A 17,129-nucleotide genomic window follows, 5' to 3' on the forward strand; every position below is an offset into this window, starting at 1 on the left:
ATATGACAAATGATAAGCAGAATACTTATAAACCTCATATTTACGCTTTGCTTCTTAATTGGACCTATATCAATTAGTGCACAGGACTATGAAAATACAGTTATTACTGATCCTACTATTTCCAGACGATGCGAAGAGTTACTTTTTAAGCGAAATCAGAAGGTATCGCATAAACAAAAACTCATGGAGCTAATTACAAGAAACAGAAGGCTCTTGAAGTATGTTCCAAAAGAAAAAGAATCTGTAAAAATTAAACTTGTAGATAATTATAGTAAGCTCAAAAATGAGCTACGCTTGTCGCTTATCAAAATTACTCATTTAGAAGAGAGTATAGTAAGAACTGGTTGTCCTGGCCTAACACTTTAAGTTAATTCTTTTCTTCACACCCCATCAATAATATCGTACCATTTTACTACACACACTTAAGTAGAGATATTATAAATGAACGGATTCATTAAAAAAACAGTACTGGCCCAGTCTATATTGGCCATTTCTATGACTTCAAGTATTGCGCAAACGACTCCAAAGCAGCTTAGAACAGATGCTTATGTTCAGTCTATTGATCAGTCATCACAAAGTAATACAAACTACAAGGCCCTAAACTTAAATGATGTCATCGAGCAAGGTCTTAGAAGTAATCAAGAACAAGAAATAAGAAAGTATCAAGGAGAAATTCTAGATCTCTCTTGGAAAGATAGCTGGGAAGAGTTTTGGATTCCCCAGGTCAGTATCTCTTTGGATACAAATGAGCAACGACTTGGAACATTGGTTAATGGCTCTAGTACAACTAATAAAAGAAGTAGCACACCGGATGGTACTTTATCGCTAAATTTTGGTGATTACACTATTTTCAATTGGGGTAAAGATTATCTTCAATACTTAAACACTAAAGAGACTTATAAGCGATCAAAAGATGTCTTAAAAGAAAGGTCTAGAGATTTAAAACATGATCTCATTCAAAATTACTTCAAACTCTATTTCTATCAAGAAGTTGAGCGATTGAAGCGTGATCAGCTTCGTCATGCTTCTTTTATTTATAGACTTAACAGAGAAAAGATTTCATTAAAGAAAACAACTAAAGAAGATTACTACTTATCTAGAGCTGAGTATCTTAGAGCGCAAAACGAATATCACGATGCCAAGAATAATGTTCAAATACAAAATGAACAAATTGCTAAGTTAATTAATGATGAAGTTGGTACTAAGTACTTATTGAGAGATTCATTAAAATATAAATTAATTAGTACCTCTTTAAGTGAGGCAATTAAACTGGCAAAAAAAACAAACCCTTCATCTTTAAATGCTCAAGTTGGTGTTGAGAATGCAAAAAGAAGTTATGAGCTGGCCCTAAAAGAGAATCTACCTCTTCCAAAGATCAGTCTGAAGTTAGGAGCCTACGACTACAGGTTTAACTCATCAACTAACTCAACACACTACTCTACTGGTCCAGGAAATTCAGATATTGATATTGTGGCAAGCATTAATGCAACTTGGTCAATCACTGGAAAGGGAGGCCTGTTTAACGATCGAGCAACTCGATCTTCTATGCTAGAAAAACATATCGCATTTTCAAGAAAAGGATTAGTTAATAGAGAAGTTGAAGCAGATATCAAAGCAAGATACTTCACAGTAACAAGTCTTCAAAACCAAATTAATATCTTAGATGCTCGAATTCCGACATTACAAAAAACTTTCGATACCATTCTAGAAAATTATATGAATAAGAAAACTCGATATATAAACTTTAAGAATACATTGATCGAATTGACTGAGACTCAGATACTAATGGAACAAACTAAATACATCCATCTTGTTAACAAAATTGAATTAGCAAGAACAATTGGCCTTGAAGACTTTCCAGGTGAAAACTTCGAAAATCTTGCTGTAAAAATTAAGGAATAGGATATGAACTCTAGACTTACTCGACTACTTTTCTCTTTCTTAGTAATGACTTCGACATATGGGCAAGATTCGACAGTTCCGCCTACCGACTCAGAACTCGAAAGTGATATTAAGTATCTTCGCTCTGATAAATCAAAAGAAGATAAAAGCCTGGATGAAAACTTACAGATAAAGAGATATGATCTCGAAAAAGGACTATCACTCGACAACTATTCAACTAAGCAAGATAGCTTCAGAATCACTGCTATGTATAACTTCAATGTTGACCCTATGGATATTACAGGAGTAACAGGATTTGAATTTCAAGCAGCAAAAAAACTTGATCATGCTTGGTGGGAATTTTACATAGCTCAATCATCTGCCGTTTTATCAAGTGTCACGAAAGACAATGCGCAATTTCCAGGCTTTTCGAATGAGCAAATTGACCAACAAAACCTTACGACTCTTTCTCTAGGAACAGGAATATCTTATAGAACAAGTTTAATTCAGACCCTCTTTAGTAGTGATAATTTGTTTGAAACTGTTGGTGCAATGCTCTCTTACAACTCTACCAAAACGGAGCTTGGGGAAAGCTATAGTGGACCGGGCCTTAAAGCAGATTTTGGGTTACACTTCCGTTCAAGCGAGACATTTCATTGGGGTGGAAGATTTAATTATAATCTAGCTCAAGTAAAAAGGGCCGCGACTACAGATGGCGAAACATCGAGTGCAAGATCCCTTCTACTTCAATGGACAACTTTTGCAGTAGATGTGTCATTTTACTTTTAAATGCTTAGCTTTCAAAGGAGAACGCTGTGATCTCAAGGTATGAATCAAAAGAAATTTCTTCAATCTGGACTGAGGAAAGAAAATTTCAAACCTATCTGCAAGTAGAGCTTGCAATAATGAAGGCATTAGAAGGAACACTAGTTCCACAAGGAACACTAGTTCCACAAGGAACAAGTGAGAAAATCTCACAAAACTCATCTATTAATGTTGAAAGAATTTGTGAAATTGAGCTGGAAACAAGACATGACATTATTGCCTTTTGTACCTCAATTACTGAAAACCTAAAACCCGAACTTGGAAAGTTCTTTCACTATGGGGTGACTTCAAGTGATATTATCGACTCTTCTTTAACTCTTCAAATAAAACAATCCTTAGAAGTAATCCTTCCGAGCTTTAAGAAGTTACTTAGTGCACTGATAATTAGAGCTGAGGAAACAAAGAATATGCCTACAATGGGCAGATCTCATGGTATGTATGCTGAACCTATGAGCTTTGGACAAAAACTTCTAGGACACTATGCTGAGTTCGCTAGAAGGTACCAAGAGCTCAAAGATTATTATGAAAAAGAGCTAAGAGTTCAATTCTCAGGAGCTGTAGGTAATTACACTATTCTCACTCCTGAACAAGAGTCTGTTGCCGCGAAACAGTTAGGCGTACGACCGGAAGAACATAGCACTCAAGTAATTCCAAGAGATAGGCTCGCAAAACTTATTAACATTATCTCAATGACTGGATCGGCTATAGAGCGCCTTTGTGTAGAGATCAGACATTTACATAGATCAGACATTGGAGAGCTTCATGAAGGTTTTTCTAAGGGTCAAAAAGGATCTTCAACAATGCCACATAAGAAGAACCCTATTAGTGCAGAAAATCTTACAGGTATGGCAAGAATGCTTAGATCCCATTCACAAATTGCTCTAGACAATATTGTGTTGTGGCACGAAAGAGATATTTCACATTCCTCTACTGAAAGAATGTACCTACCAGACAGCTTTGGAATTCTTCAGTACTCACTAAAGAGATTATCATCAACTGTAGAAAATCTTGTTTTTCATGAAGAGGTGATTTCGAATAGAGTTTATGAAAATACCACTTACCTATCGAGCTATTATTTGCATCAACTAATAGAAAAAACCAACTTTCAAAGAGATGAATTGTATACAATTGTTCAACAAGCTAGTTTTGAATCTGTAAAGAGTTCAAGTGCAGAAGTATTCTTGAAGACAATCCAGAACTTATTAAAAGATAAAGGTACAGAACTAGAACTTCCAACTCCTAATAGAGATGAAATAAAGAAAATATTTCTTTCATCTAGTCAGAAGGTTTTCGATAGAGTTTTAAAGAGCTACCCAGAAGGAAAAGAACTATAGCAGCTCTTTTCCCCAGTCTTGTTCTTTCAAGAAACTCACAACATTTTTAACATTTTGAGAGTCACTCTTTGGAAGAACAACTACATTCTTTTCATTGGATATAATAATTAGATCATTTACATTAATTAAAGATACAAACTTCCCTGGGGCAAAGATAATATTACCTTTTGACTCTTCAAAGTAATGATTGGAACCTGCAACGAGAGTATTACCATCAGTATCTTCAATAACCGAACTTAACGCATCCCAAGAGCCTAAGTCATTCCAATCAAAGTTCGCCTGACAAACAGAAACTTTTTGAGATTTTTCCATAACAGCATAATCAATAGAGTCTGCAGGCATTTGCGAATACACCTTCGCAACTTTACTATCATCCCCTATAGCTTCATAGAGATCATTATAAAAAGAAAAAGTCTCAGCAGAATGTTCTTTAAACTCATCTAATAGTACTCCTATTTCAGCGACAAACATTCCAGCATTCCAAAAGTACTTCCCTTCTTCAAGATATTTTGCAGCTGTTTCAAAATTAGGTTTCTCTTTAAAAGAACTAACTTTAAAGGAACCTTCGCTTAGTTCTTTGCCTCTTTGAATATATCCATATCCAGTGTGAGGAAAATGCGGAGGAATTCCTATCGTAACAATATTTTTAGTTTCTTTAGAAAGAAGAGTTGCCTGAGAGAGTGTTTGTTGGAAACCAGACTTATTTAAAATAACATGATCTGAGGGTAGAATAGCGACAACATCATCTTTACTTGCTCCATTTTTTAATAAAGTAGCAATCGATAAAAGGATACAAGGAGCTGTATTTCGACCGCTAGGCTCAAGGACTATCCCCGACTTACCAATCATTCCCTGTGAGTTTTGAGAAGCTAATTGTTTTTGGGCCTCAACGGTTACAATAAACCTCTTATCAACTTCAACAAGTCCCTCAAGTCGTGCAAGAGTATCCGCTAATAGACTCTGTTTAGAGACTAGAGATAAATATTGTTTTGGCTTTTTTGAAGTAGACTCTGGCCAAAATCTAGTTCCTTGACCACCTGCCATAATAAGAGCATATATATTTGTCATAACAATTCCTTAATAGAGATATAAGGATATATTACCAGACTATTTCATTTATGTGAATTATTCAAATTGTTTGAAATGATATTCTGAGGACTCGAATAATGACTTATGTTCAAGCACATAATCTTTAGCGTCACTTACATTATCAAAAACACCTAATGATACTCGATACCAAGTTCCTCTGTTGGGAATAACCGCTTCATTGATAATTGGTGTATATCCTCTGGCCTTGAATCCTTTAGCGAAGCTTTCTGCTTCGTCTAAGGAAGGGAACGCTCCTACCTGAATTGTGTGCTTACCAGTGAAGTCATCACTTTTTGGGGCCGGTACTTCTATTTGCTTTTCATTCTTTTCTACTACAGCAATTTCATTATTCTTTACTACATCCTGTGCTGCAGGAGTATCACTAGAATTAAACTTTGAATTTTCATTTAAAAACTCTTTTTCCATCTTCATTTTTAATGAATTATCTGTTTTTTCTTTTAAAGCTTTATATGTTTCTTCGTCATTTTTCTTTGTAGCTTCTTCAAGCTCATTCACCTTTTCTTCATCAGGAGAAAGAATATCAACTTTAACTTTATCCTCAACAGTGTAACCTGATTGTTCGAATGAGTTATTGACACCAATCTTCACACCTAAAAGGAAGGATGTTAATGATATTAAAATCATAAACACGAAGATTAAAAAGACTTCTTTTTTAGCGAATACATATAATTTAGTTTTATCGTCCATGAAGTTATTTTAATCTCGACACAAATCTCATGCAATCGTAATTACAGGTAGTTATTTTTTCCTAGTGGTCCAATAGCTGGACTCTTAAAAAGTGCAAAGCTCTGTTTTTTGGTTCCCGACATTGGCACCTCCCCTGCAACCGCTTCAGTAAAGACTTTTTCAAAGGAGAAACCATGAAAGCAACAATGAAATTACTAAGAAATCAACAAGGTCAGGGAGTTATGGAGTATGTCATCATATCATCTTTAGTAGGAATTTTCTGCCTAGTCGCAATGAAACAATTTGGGCAGACCATACAAACACGTGTTGAGAAAATGAAAAAAGAAGTCGTTAGAACCATACCTGTAAGATAATGATCATAACTTCAATAGTGTTGGGCCTCACGATAACTGTGGCCACAACAACCTACTCCATTTCATTGTTAAAAAGATCATCTTGTAACTCTATACACTATAGAAGGTCAATTCATTCATTAGAAGAAACAATTCTGACATCTAAGACAAGTTACTTCAATGTATGCGGAAGAATAAGAAAAGTTACATCAAATGATTTAAATATTATTCTAAACAAAGACTATACTCTTTCAAAATGATAAAAAATGAACGAGGCTCTTCTCAGTTAATAATGTGCTTACTCTTACTTGTTCTTAGTGGGATCATGGTCATTGTGATAGGTCATTCATTGAATACATACAAGCAAGCATCTACAAAACTAAATACACTAATCTGTATGCGAAAGTCACAATTTTATCTATCAGAGTTCGTCTCATCAATTGCTCAAGCTAATAAAATTATCAGAGTTAACTTCCCTCTTAAGCATTCAAAAATTCCATATGTTTCACAAACTGCATCGGTACTTATAAAGGGGTTAATATTAAAACAAAACTACGAATTATATAAATACTATAGAAATACAAATGCTATAAAAGAATGTGCAAAGAGCTGTAAAATGCACTTACTTCAAGCACACCCATATAAAGTAAAATTAGGATTTATTAGAAATCTAGATGAGACAACAAGCTTTAAAACGAGAACTTTTTCGGCCTTTTATTATTCGACCAACTTTTTATCTTCTCTAAAGTCAAAAGTAACTGTCAAATCTACTCTTTCAACTAAGGTTTATATAGAGACTCGAAAGACTCTCCATCCTCTAAATGATTTCTTAAACTTCTAAGATATTTATTCATTATCACACCATAGGACTTTTCTAAAACCTTCGCTGGGAGCGAAATTCCAATTGTAGCCTTACTCATAGAGGCCTCAAATTTAACAGTGTAAGTAAATAGAGTTCTATTATGATCAATCCTCTTTACCTGACGTAGACTTTCAAGGTAGTAAGGAGAATCTTTGGGTGTAATATAGAAAGCATAGTCTTCACTCTTGAGCTCAACTAATTGAGTTCTAGTTATAAAGTTCTTTGCAAAACCAATGTGAGCATCCTCTGTATAAATGGTCCCTATTTCAAACTCCCCATTCGAACTCATGTGATTAACCTCACTTCTCCAAAGATAATCATTCATTGTATTTTTAACAATATCAAAGACATCAGAGTGTGAACTCTCTATCAAGATGGACTTCGAAATAGTAGCAAGCTTACCTACGGCGAAAATCTGATTTGAAAAAACGGCAACTATAAGAAAAATAGATATTTCTTTGATCATATTGGCTCCTCTCTATCAAGCTTACATCCTTATAAATTAATTTGTCCAATTTCGCTTCACAAGTGAAAAAAATAGAGTCCTATTGTCCTGAAATCTAGCTCTTCCAAGATGTGTTGGATATATGAACTAGAGGTGACTATGGACAATAGAGGAATCAGTCAAATAGAAGTATCGGTATTCCTATTCGTGCTTTGCTTAAGTTTAATGAGCTTTACTAAGGCAATAATACATATACAAAAAATCGAAAAAAGAGAGCTACATGAATTCAAGTATAAATGGAATAGATTCAAGTCTAAAAATATTCAAAGAATCTACAGAGATCCGAAATAAGAAAAAACAGCGTTTTTTGATAATTAAATTTATTCTAATTTTCTTTATATCTCATGGCCTCAGGTCTATTTTGATGAATAAGCCAATTTCAGTACCTGCTCCACAGAAACAAGTAAAAGAAAATTTCTTAAGAATGAAGATAAAGGCCCAATCCTTTGTTAGCGAAGATGCGACAAGAGCAAACCTCTTTCACAAAATCAAACATATTGAAATTGAGAATATTGAAATCATAGCATTAAAAGCTGATTCCGATTTTTTTGAAATTGAAATACCTGTTGATAAAGTTGGCTTGATCCTAATGAATCAAGAAAATTGGCAACTCATTCCACAAAGAAAAGCTAAAAAAAATAAAAAGGAAAAAAGATATGAAATTCTTCTTTAGTATCACACTATTAATTTTAATGAATACTAGCTTTGCGACTCCCTATATTTTGGTTTCCTATAAGACCACCCAAAACGCTAAAGCTCTCCTAATTGAAAGAATTTTTAAGAATAGATTTAAGCTACCTAGTTCATACTATAAATTCGAATTAAATGAGAATAGCTGTATTAGTAAAACGAAGCCTAAAGCTGCGCATCTTTGCCTTGAAAATAATGATGAAATCAAATTAGTTTTTAGAAATAGATATATTTTAGAGCGAACTTTGGGGGTTTATTGGAAATAAAAAAAGGCCTATTAATAGGCCTTTAAATATATAAATTACACTTTGACTATTAGTCTTGGTGAATTGCAAACTTAGGAGTTGTTCCCTTGTTCTTATTAGCGGCCTTTCTTTTAGCACCAGCTTTTGTCTTCTTGTTTCTTCTTCTGTTTTCAGTAATTTTTGTGTTAGATACCATGATATCTCTCCTATATATTAAAATCTTTAAAGTACTATTTTCTTTAATTAGAACTGGTTTTTTACCTAGTTGCAGACAAATTGTCAAAATAATTGTGCTAGGCCATATTTTTATTCTCTCCCCCAATACTCTAAGTACTGAATATTATGAAAAGGAGTCATCATCTATTGTTTTGTCCATTGGAGAATATAGAAGACTTCCCTTTAGTCAGAGTTCATCTTACGCAATGAGTAATAAAGAGCTAATCATAGCGACGCCCTCAACTGACAAAAAATCACTCATCATAAGGGCAAAACACTTAGGGGTTTCGACATTAACAATTTGGAGTAAAAATACCCCTAAAACAAGAGTTATGGTGCAAGTCATCAGTAAAGTTCAAAAAATGTCTTTAGATGAAGATATTAAGGTACTTGATGGACAAGGTCTAAACCCTTCACTTAATAATGGAAAACTGAGTTTTTCAACTCCAGTTACAAATTTAGAGCAACTCAAAAGTCTTGGCGATGTATTAAAGAAACGAACTTCTAAGTTATACCCTCTTGATCAAAATATTCATCTAGAGAAAAACTTTAGCAAGCAATTGACTTCCATAATCTACACAAAACTTCTAGATAGTCATCTTACACCTGTCGAGTGTGACTTTAGTGAAATTCCCTTAAAGTGTACATTCGAAAAAAATTTAAGTACTCAAATAAAGCCAGAAAACTTGCTGATGCCACAAATCCCCATCGTATTTTTTGCGCTAGACAGAGCTTACCTTCGTCCAAATATATTACTAAAAGCAAGGATTATTCTCATTGAAAGTGCAACCGGAATTAATCAAGGACTAGGTATGAATGCTTTAAGTTCAAAAGTCGAAAATATTCTAAAAAAGGACTTTAACTCTCTAATAAATAATAACGAGGTCATCTTTACCAAGGATAGTGCGCAAATATCATCTTTAGCAACTCCTCAAATGATTTTATCAGAGGAGGAAAGTGCGACAATAAGTCTTGGAAGTGACATTCCTTTTACTATTAGAACAAAGGAATCATCAAATACACAATGGAAATTTGCCGGCCTAAAATTGACAACAGAAGTCAGAAAAAATGGAGACAAATACAAACTCTCTCTTGAAACAGAACTTTCAAAACCAAACGCAGGAGAGAACCCAACTATAACTTCAAATAGACTTTCAACAAGTCTTCTTCTGCCATTAGATTCTGTAACTAAAGTAAGTGAGTTGTTTCACACGGGAGTACAGTCTCAATCTAACAGCTTGCCGTATGTAAGTAGTATTCCTTTACTTGGAAAACTTTTCTCAAACGATAATGAATTAACCTCGAATAAACATATCTTAATTTATTTCAAACTAGAGGAAATTTAATGAACTTAAGTGATGATTTAAAACATTTATGTAGAAGTTATATAAAGAAGTCTATCCAAAGGGCTCACTGTCCGAGTGTGGAACAAATCATTTCAAATCTAGAAATTGAATTTGGAAAAGATTGGCAAATTCTACTACCAAAAGATTTACTCATAAACTGGTATGAAAAAATAGAGCACCTACAATTCATACAATATGATTCTACTATTGAAGAAATACTTATTCATAGTGCAAAAACAATTACATATATTTATGCAAATAGCAGAAAATCTACCGAATGTGGCATAAGTCAGCAAGATCTTGAGTTGTCACTAGAATTGCTTTGTATAAAAGAAAGGATAGATTGGAATGAGAACTCTCCCTTTGTTAGTTTTAAGTATAGAATTGGTAATCAAGATATAAGAATCTCTCTAACCCACAAATCTCTTAGTTGCGAACATTCACATAAAGCTTCTATTAGATTTCATACTAAGGAAAGCTACCCTATTTCTTCATATTTCTCTTCTTTAAAAGTCCAAAATATAGTTATTAATTTATTCAAAAATAGAAAGAATATTCTTATCTCAGGTTCAACAGGCTCCGGTAAAACATCATTTATATCTACACTTTTAAGTGAGGCCGATAAGGAAGAACACCTTATTATTATAGAAGATACTCATGAACTGATCTCTCCCAATCAGTGTTCTACAAGACTTCTATCTGGTCCCCAGAATGGTCACTCACTAAATGATTATTGTAATTATTCACTCAGACTAAGGCCTGATAGGGTTATTGTAGGAGAAATTAGATCCCACGAATGTATTCCTTTCATCCTCAATGCAAATAATGGACATAAGGGACTTATTGGTTCAATTCATGCGAATTCGGCCGCAAAAGTTCCTCAGCGACTCTCAACATTGCTATGTTTATATTCTAAAATGAACGGTATCAATAATGACATAGCACTAGAACTAATTGCATCAGGAATTGATATTATTATACACATGGAAGATAAGAAGGTCGTTGAGGTGATAAAGCTTCTTAATGTAGAATGTGGAGTTACACATTATGAAGATTTGTTAGAATCAAATCATGAATATGGTCAACAGCTGAGTTCATTTTCTGCTTAGCTATCTCGAAACTAATAGAGTTTTCCGTAGAGCTTATACTCAAAGGAGAAATTTCTTTTTCTAAGAGATAGTTTTTTAGAATATCTTGTGAAAGTTCACGACCAATTATTGAAATGAAAGAACCTTCAACTGCCATAGCAATATACTTGGACTCGTTTGGAATACTACTAATAACTGTTCCCGCTAAATCAGGCTTCATTGTCGACTTAACTCTCACTAGAAACCCTTCTTTTTTAGCAGGTTCAAGTGTTCTTTTAAATAAAACCTTCGCTCCGAGACTGGCCAAAGTTGCAGCTTGATCATAGCTCATCGTAGAAAGGAACTGGGCCTCACTGGAAAGCCTAGGGTCTAACGTCGCCACTCCCTCAACATCAGTCCAAATACAAACCTCATTACAGCCATGAGCTTGAGCGAGAAGGGTTGCACTAAAATCAGAACCTTCTCGTCCTAATGTTGTCGTAGCTCCGTCAACTGTTCTCCCAATAAATCCTTGAGTCAAAATAATTTCATTATTAGTAATTGGCCAAGCACAATCTTTTATTCTTTCAACTATTGGACAAGCAAAAGACCACTGCTCATCTGTAAACAAGACTTCTCGCACATCTTTTAAACTTACTTTTCGTGTAATTGCTTTTTGAAGATATGAATTCAAGATCAAAGTTGAGATCCTTTCACCTACGCTATAAAGTTGATCCATAAGTTTAGGTTCAATCTCATTTAAACAATTTAATGATTGAGTTAGTTCTAGGACTTCATCCGAAATATGTTCAAAAGATACGTAGACACCAAGATCTTCACAAATCTGTTGGTGCCTTTTAAGCGTACTTAACCATTGATGGCGGGCACGATCTAAATTATTTAAAGAGTACTTAGCTATCAACTCAAGTTCATTAGTGGTGTTCTTGGTTGCACTAATCACTACTATCGAACACTCTGGTTCTTCTTCAATAATTGAGGTGACCTTTCTCATAGCAGTAGCATCTTTGACACTACTGCCACCAAATTTATAAAGCTTCAAAAGCCTAGTCTCTCGTCAACTTTTTGTATGTGTGACGTTTTGGGTTAACAGCAGCTTCACCTAATCGCTTTTTCTTATCTTCTTCGTAGTCAGCAAAGTTACCTTCAAACCAAATAGTTTCACCATCACCTTCAAAGGCCAAGATATGAGTAGCTAATCTATCTAGAAATGCCCTGTCGTGAGAAATAATAACAGCACAACCGGCAAAATCAACGAGAGCTTTTTCCAGGGCCTGAAGTGTATTCACATCCAAGTCGTTTGTAGGCTCATCTAGTAGAAGCACATTCCCTCCACCTAACAGAGTCGTTGCAAGATGAACTCTATTTCTCTCTCCACCTGAAAGCTCAGAGACTTTCTTTTTTTGATCTTCACCTGAGAAGTTAAACTTTGCAATATATGCTCTAGCATTAATCTCTTGATCACCAAGCTTTAAAAATTCAGTTCCACCAGAAACTGTCTCATAGATAGTCTTTTCAGGATCAAGGCTTCTTCCTTGATCTACATAACTAAGACAAACCGTGTCTCCAATTTTAAATTCCCCTGAAGTCGGCTCCAGCTCTTTGTTAATCATTTTAAAAAGCGTTGTCTTACCCGCACCGTTGGCACCAATAATCCCAACAACACCACCAGGAGGTAGTTGGAAATTAAGGTCTTCATAAAGAACTTTGTCGTCAAAAGATTTACCAACTGAAATTGCCTCAATTACGGAGTTCCCTAAACGAGGACCTGTTGGAATGAAGAGTTCATTCGTTTCATTTCTCTTTTCTTGGCTTGATTTATATCTTTCTTCATAACTTTTAATTCTAGCTTTAGATTTAGCCTGTCTAGCTTTAGGAGAACTTCTAATCCACTCAAGTTCCTCTTTCATCGCTTTTTGCTTTTTAGATTCAGTCTTTTCTTCCTTAGCAAGACGCTTAGTTTTAGCATCTAACCAATCAGTGTAATTTCCTTGGAAAGGGATCCCCTCTCCTCTATCTAGCTCAAGTATCCAGCCTGCAACATTATCCAAGAAGTATCTATCGTGGGTAACGGCAATAACAGTCCCTTTGTACTGCTGTAGGTGACGCTCAAGCCACCAAACAGTTTCAGCATCAAGATGGTTAGTCGGTTCATCTAAAAGTAAAATATCTGGTTTTTGAAGTAGTAAACGACAAAGCGCTACCCTTCTTTTTTCACCACCAGAAAGAACTCCACACTTTTGATCACTTGGAGGACATCTTAATGCCTCCATCGCTAGATCAAGCTTACTATCAAGTTCCCATGCTTCTGCATGATCAAGCTTGTCTTGAAGAGCTGCTTGCTTGTCTAATAGAGCATTCATTTCGTCATCACTCATTGGCTCAGAAAACTTCAGAGAAATTTCTTCAAACTTAGCAAGCATTTCTACTACTTCTTGACATCCCTCTTGAACAATTTCTTTAACTGTTTTTTCAGGATCAAGCATTGGCTCTTGCTCTAGGTATCCAATAGTGTAACCTTTGGCCATGTGAGTTTCACCAAGGTGATCTTCATCAATACCAGCAAGGATTTTAAGTAGCGTAGACTTACCAGACCCGTTAAGACCTAAAACACCAATTTTTGCTCCATAAAAGTATGAGAGACTAATATTTTTTAGAACATGTTTACTTTTATAGACTTTTCCAACTCTATTCATTGAGTAGATTATTTGCTTATCATTAGGTTGTGCCATAATTTGCCTCGCGTTATTTCAATAGTATAAGTAGTCAATAAAATAGACTACAAGGACTCAAATTACAATGTTAACGCCACTAGTTTTGAGCTAAAAATGACTCCATTAAGGTAAATAAATATACAAAGTAGCTAAGAAAACCACTTATCAGTAAACACACTAACTTCGTGGCGCCCATATATTCCTTATATCTCTTCCACTGACTTTTTTTAATAAATAATATCTCTTCTTTAAGCTCTTTCAAGCCTATCTCAAGACCAACTCCACTAGCTTGCCATTTAGTCACAACTTCATAAAGAGTTGTATCCCATACCTTACAACTCGCAGAGTGAGATTTCTTCATTTTCGCCCAATTGATTTGAGAGAGAACTTTTGAAACGGAAAGTCCACTTTGTGAAAGACTTTTGAGAACCACCAAACTTTGATACCGTAATTGAGTAGGATAAATAAAGTAATTGAAAAGTAGTTTTTGCGCCGAAATCATTAGCAATACTGATAGCAGTTGTAAGATTGTAAGGGAGCTATAGGGAATTTCGACGGATTGAAATAACGATGTTGATATGAAAATCATAACAATTATCATGATGAACATAAGGGCCTGTTGCAGATAGCTTGCAAGTGAAATGGACCAAATCTCTTTTAATTGTCTTCTTTGCTCATGAATCTCTGCCTTTAAATTTATAAGGGCCGTATTTACTTTTGGTCCATATAATCTACGCAATTCTAAAAGTAATTCGACAGATCTATAGAACTCACACCTAGAATCGGCCAGGTGTTCCTTACCATCAATCAAACGCAGCGCAGCTATGTAATTTTTCTTTTGTAATCGAAACATACTAGGACGAAGAAATAAGAAAATGATTGGGAAAAATATTAATAGATTCTGCATAGTTACCTGTCGGATATCATTTGACGATTGACGTTAAAAGTTTTTTTTGAAATAAACAATAAACATGAAAACACAACATATAGATAATTCAAAAACGCAACGACCTTTAGGTTACAGAGAAGATAGCACTATTCTCGACCTTCAAATACTGATCGCTAAACTTAAGCAAATCTGCCAAGATATCGATCCGTATACTGAACTCTCGCTTAGTATGAAAGAAAGTCTTATTGATGTGGGCATAGAAGAGTTTCATGATCCATTCGCCCTAACTAATCAGTTACTTTTTATGACAGAAAATGCCATCGAAAAATTAGCTCAATTAAAAGAAGAAATTTAATTATGGTAAAAAAACATAAGCTTCCTAGAGTCGCACTTCACCCTGCAACTATTAAACACGCCAAGAAAGGACATCCTTGGGTAACTGCCGACTCTTTCACTAAAGACTTTCCTAAAAAAGAAAATTTATTAATAGGAAAAGACCCTAAGTCTGACGATCGTATTTTTTTATTACATGACCCAACTCACAAGAAAGTTAAAGCGAGAATATGGGAAATAGGTAAAGAGATGCCAGAATCACCGAATGGCTTTATTAGATCTTTTGCAACTAGGCTCGAAGACTCTATTTTAAAGAGAACTAAGGTCCAAGAAAAATTAAACCGTGACAATTTCTACTTAGCATTCGCTGAAGCTGATGGAATACCTGGGTTAATGATTCAAAAATTTAATAATATCGTACTCGTTCAGATATATTGTGACTTTTGGTACTACTTTAAAAATGATATTAGAAGAATTATTAAAAAGCTCTGTGCTCAATATTTTCCAGAGGTAGACAAGACAATTTTCCAACAAAGAAAAGAGGCTGACTCGGTTAAATTCTCCGACCTTGAGAATAAAGTTAATGAAATTACTATTAAAGAATTTGGCATTAATTACCACTTAAAGTTTGATTATAGGTACGATATTGGAATTTATTCTGATATGTCTTCAATAAGAAAAAAGCTTACAAATGAAATTAGAGGGTCGAAAAGAGTTCTAAACTTATACTCATATACTGGAGCCTTTAGTTTATTCTCTTTATCACTTAAGGCCGAACATGTAACAAGTGTAGACTTAAGTAAAGATTATATTGATTGGTTAGAAAGAAACCTTGCGCTAAACCCTCAACTTGATGCTTCTAAGCACACAAGTAAAATTTCATCTGTAGAAAAAGCACTTAAAGATTTTTCTATAGCAGGCGAAAAGTTTGATCTTATCATCTGCGATCCTCCAAGTTTCTCAAGTGATGGAAAAAGAAGTCAAAATTCTTTAAAAAGCTATGACAAACTTATTCCTCTTATGTCGGCCTGCTTGTCTGATTCAGGAAAAATTGTTGCCTTTATCAATACTCACCAAACTTCAAGAAAGAAGTTCAATGAGAAGATTGGAGAACTTGCAGGAAAAGAAAAGTTATCTATAGAGAAGCAACTCAAAATGGATGAAGATTGTAAGACATTAGGCGGTTTTGCAGAAGGCGACTACCTTAAAGGAGTAGTTCTAAAAAGGATTTAAATAATCTCTTTTATTAGTTCTTCTTCAATAATATCTTCGAAGCTTATTCCGACTTTCAAGCAATTCATCACAGATGTACCTTTTTGTGTTCTAGAGTGAATAACTTTAGCAAATGTCATCGGAAAATTTTCAACTCCAGAAATGGAAAGAACCTCAAAAGTTTCAAAGTGCTTAATAAAAGTATCCAATTCCTCTTGTACATACAAACAAGCTCCACCTTGAGAAATATCGATAATGCGCAGATCTTGCTCAAAGCCATTCGATCGGATTTTCATATATAATTTTGAAGTAAGAATAGTTCTTGGATGTCTTCTATTCTCTCTTATAAAGACTTCACTTGGAATATTAAAGCTTCCAAACTTCTCTCCAAAGTTTTCAGCAAAACAAGTAAACTCTATTCCCTCTTGCTCAACTTTTAAAAAAATATTTCTCTTCTTTTCAAAATTTGTGAAATTATCATCAACAGGTCTAATTGAAAATGTCCCATCTTTTGAACTAACCTTAAAGATTTGCCCAATCTTAAATGGAGGCGTCTCACAAGTTTCATCACTAAGAGGTTCGAAGACTTTTACTTCAAGATTCTCCTCGGTAAACCTCTTTAATAATTTTGTAATTTCGGCACGACTAGATAGTGTTCTAAGTTTCAATTCTTGAGCATTCATAAGACTAACTTAACATAAGTAAGAAAAATTACCTTAACCTTAAAAAACGAGCAATAATTTCAGTCCTTTACAAAGGCCTTTAGCTTAATAAATACTTAAAAACTGCCAACTTACATGTCTTTTCTCATGGTTTCACTAGATTATTCCATATAAAATAGTAGAATAGAGAAAGGAGAAAAT

Annotated in this window: 20 protein-coding genes; 12 read left to right on the forward strand and 8 right to left on the reverse strand. The window is 34.5% G+C overall.

What is annotated here, in order from left to right; genetic code table 11:
* Nucleotides 1-9: 9 nt before the first annotated feature.
* The 4 genes from DPQ89_RS01550 (at nucleotide 10) to purB (ending at nucleotide 4,040) form a co-directional block, all read left to right on the forward strand.
* Nucleotides 10-366, forward strand: coding sequence for a hypothetical protein (locus tag DPQ89_RS01550; protein ID WP_127714465.1), 357 nt, complete (start codon nucleotides 10-12; stop codon nucleotides 364-366).
* A gap of 75 nt (nucleotides 367-441) precedes the next feature.
* A complete protein-coding gene (locus DPQ89_RS01555; RefSeq protein WP_127714467.1) occupies nucleotides 442-1,902 on the forward strand; it encodes a TolC family protein in 1,461 nt (486 codons plus the stop codon).
* A gap of 3 nt (nucleotides 1,903-1,905) precedes the next feature.
* Nucleotides 1,906-2,670 carry a hypothetical protein gene (locus tag DPQ89_RS01560; protein WP_127714469.1) on the forward strand — a complete coding sequence of 255 codons (765 nt, stop codon included), beginning with the start codon at nucleotides 1,906-1,908 and terminating at the stop codon, nucleotides 2,668-2,670.
* A 26-nt stretch (nucleotides 2,671-2,696) separates the two neighbouring features.
* Entirely contained in the window at nucleotides 2,697-4,040 is a 1,344-nt protein-coding gene (purB, locus tag DPQ89_RS01565) for an adenylosuccinate lyase (protein WP_127714471.1), read from the forward strand.
* Here the strand turns inward: purB and DPQ89_RS01570 are convergent.
* Together DPQ89_RS01570 and DPQ89_RS01575 are read right to left on the reverse strand one after the other, a co-directional pair.
* Complete coding sequence (locus tag DPQ89_RS01570; protein WP_127714473.1) at nucleotides 4,035-5,108, reverse strand: mannose-1-phosphate guanylyltransferase; 1,074 nt, start codon at nucleotides 5,106-5,108, stop codon at nucleotides 4,035-4,037. The genes purB and DPQ89_RS01570 overlap by 6 nt on opposite strands.
* Before the next feature lie 57 nt (nucleotides 5,109-5,165).
* Entirely contained in the window at nucleotides 5,166-5,837 is a 672-nt protein-coding gene (locus DPQ89_RS01575; protein WP_127714475.1) for an SPOR domain-containing protein, read from the reverse strand.
* A gap of 173 nt (nucleotides 5,838-6,010) precedes the next feature.
* Between DPQ89_RS01575 and DPQ89_RS01580 the strand changes: the two genes are divergently transcribed.
* Together DPQ89_RS01580 and DPQ89_RS01585 are read left to right on the forward strand one after the other, a co-directional pair.
* Nucleotides 6,011-6,190 carry a hypothetical protein gene (locus tag DPQ89_RS01580; protein WP_127714477.1) on the forward strand — a complete coding sequence of 60 codons (180 nt, stop codon included), beginning with the start codon at nucleotides 6,011-6,013 and terminating at the stop codon, nucleotides 6,188-6,190.
* A 235-nt stretch (nucleotides 6,191-6,425) separates the two neighbouring features.
* Nucleotides 6,426-7,010, forward strand: a complete 585-nt coding sequence (locus DPQ89_RS01585; protein ID WP_127714479.1) for a hypothetical protein — start codon at nucleotides 6,426-6,428, stop codon at nucleotides 7,008-7,010.
* On the opposite strand, the gene DPQ89_RS01590 is transcribed toward DPQ89_RS01585, so the two are convergent.
* On the reverse strand, nucleotides 6,949-7,497 hold the full coding sequence (locus tag DPQ89_RS01590) for a hypothetical protein (protein ID WP_127714481.1): 549 nt from the start codon (nucleotides 7,495-7,497) through the stop codon (nucleotides 6,949-6,951). The genes DPQ89_RS01585 and DPQ89_RS01590 overlap by 62 nt on opposite strands.
* 259 nt (nucleotides 7,498-7,756) lie before the next feature.
* Between DPQ89_RS01590 and DPQ89_RS01595 the strand changes: the two genes are divergently transcribed.
* The gene (locus DPQ89_RS01595; RefSeq protein ID WP_127714483.1) at nucleotides 7,757-8,209 is read left to right on the forward strand and encodes a hypothetical protein; all 453 of its coding nucleotides are present in this window, start codon (nucleotides 7,757-7,759) and stop codon (nucleotides 8,207-8,209) included.
* A complete protein-coding gene (locus tag DPQ89_RS01600; RefSeq protein ID WP_127714485.1) occupies nucleotides 8,193-8,492 on the forward strand; it encodes a hypothetical protein in 300 nt (99 codons plus the stop codon). The genes DPQ89_RS01595 and DPQ89_RS01600 overlap by 17 nt, the downstream gene beginning before the upstream one ends.
* Before the next feature lie 49 nt (nucleotides 8,493-8,541).
* Here DPQ89_RS01600 and DPQ89_RS18725 read toward each other — a convergent pair whose 3' ends face one another.
* Nucleotides 8,542-8,667 (reverse strand): hypothetical protein, encoded by a 126-nt coding sequence (locus DPQ89_RS18725; RefSeq protein WP_255411277.1) that lies wholly within the window; start codon nucleotides 8,665-8,667, stop codon nucleotides 8,542-8,544.
* Between DPQ89_RS18725 and DPQ89_RS01605 the strand changes: the two genes are divergently transcribed.
* Both DPQ89_RS01605 and DPQ89_RS01610 read left to right on the forward strand, forming a co-directional pair.
* Nucleotides 8,666-10,033, forward strand: coding sequence for a hypothetical protein (locus tag DPQ89_RS01605; RefSeq protein WP_127714487.1), 1,368 nt, complete (start codon nucleotides 8,666-8,668; stop codon nucleotides 10,031-10,033). The genes DPQ89_RS18725 and DPQ89_RS01605 overlap by 2 nt on opposite strands.
* Entirely contained in the window at nucleotides 10,033-11,142 is a 1,110-nt protein-coding gene (locus DPQ89_RS01610; RefSeq protein ID WP_127714489.1) for a CpaF/VirB11 family protein, read from the forward strand. Before DPQ89_RS01605 ends, DPQ89_RS01610 begins: the two co-directional genes overlap by 1 nt.
* Here DPQ89_RS01610 and DPQ89_RS01615 read toward each other — a convergent pair.
* From DPQ89_RS01615 to DPQ89_RS01625, 3 genes are all read right to left on the reverse strand, one after another.
* Nucleotides 11,072-12,160, reverse strand: a complete 1,089-nt coding sequence (locus DPQ89_RS01615) for an aspartate kinase (RefSeq protein WP_127714491.1) — start codon at nucleotides 12,158-12,160, stop codon at nucleotides 11,072-11,074. The genes DPQ89_RS01610 and DPQ89_RS01615 overlap by 71 nt on opposite strands.
* 4 nt (nucleotides 12,161-12,164) lie before the next feature.
* The gene (gene ettA, locus DPQ89_RS01620) at nucleotides 12,165-13,850 is read right to left on the reverse strand and encodes an energy-dependent translational throttle protein EttA (protein ID WP_127714493.1); all 1,686 of its coding nucleotides are present in this window, start codon (nucleotides 13,848-13,850) and stop codon (nucleotides 12,165-12,167) included.
* Between the two features lie 79 nt (nucleotides 13,851-13,929).
* Nucleotides 13,930-14,739 carry a hypothetical protein gene (locus DPQ89_RS01625; protein ID WP_127714495.1) on the reverse strand — a complete coding sequence of 270 codons (810 nt, stop codon included), beginning with the start codon at nucleotides 14,737-14,739 and terminating at the stop codon, nucleotides 13,930-13,932.
* Between the two features lie 64 nt (nucleotides 14,740-14,803).
* On the opposite strand from DPQ89_RS01625, the gene DPQ89_RS01630 reads away from it, so the two are divergent.
* Nucleotides 14,804-15,076 carry a hypothetical protein gene (locus tag DPQ89_RS01630; protein ID WP_127714496.1) on the forward strand — a complete coding sequence of 91 codons (273 nt, stop codon included), beginning with the start codon at nucleotides 14,804-14,806 and terminating at the stop codon, nucleotides 15,074-15,076.
* A gap of 2 nt (nucleotides 15,077-15,078) precedes the next feature.
* Nucleotides 15,079-16,287, forward strand: a complete 1,209-nt coding sequence (locus DPQ89_RS01635) for a class I SAM-dependent rRNA methyltransferase (RefSeq protein ID WP_127714498.1) — start codon at nucleotides 15,079-15,081, stop codon at nucleotides 16,285-16,287.
* On the opposite strand, the gene DPQ89_RS01640 is transcribed toward DPQ89_RS01635, so the two are convergent.
* Entirely contained in the window at nucleotides 16,284-16,949 is a 666-nt protein-coding gene (locus DPQ89_RS01640) for a PilZ domain-containing protein (RefSeq protein ID WP_127714500.1), read from the reverse strand. The genes DPQ89_RS01635 and DPQ89_RS01640 overlap by 4 nt on opposite strands.
* Nucleotides 16,950-17,129: the final 180 nt, after the last annotated feature.

The organism is Halobacteriovorax sp. HLS (assembly GCF_004006665.1).
GTDB lineage: Bacteria > Bdellovibrionota > Bacteriovoracia > Bacteriovoracales > Bacteriovoracaceae > Halobacteriovorax.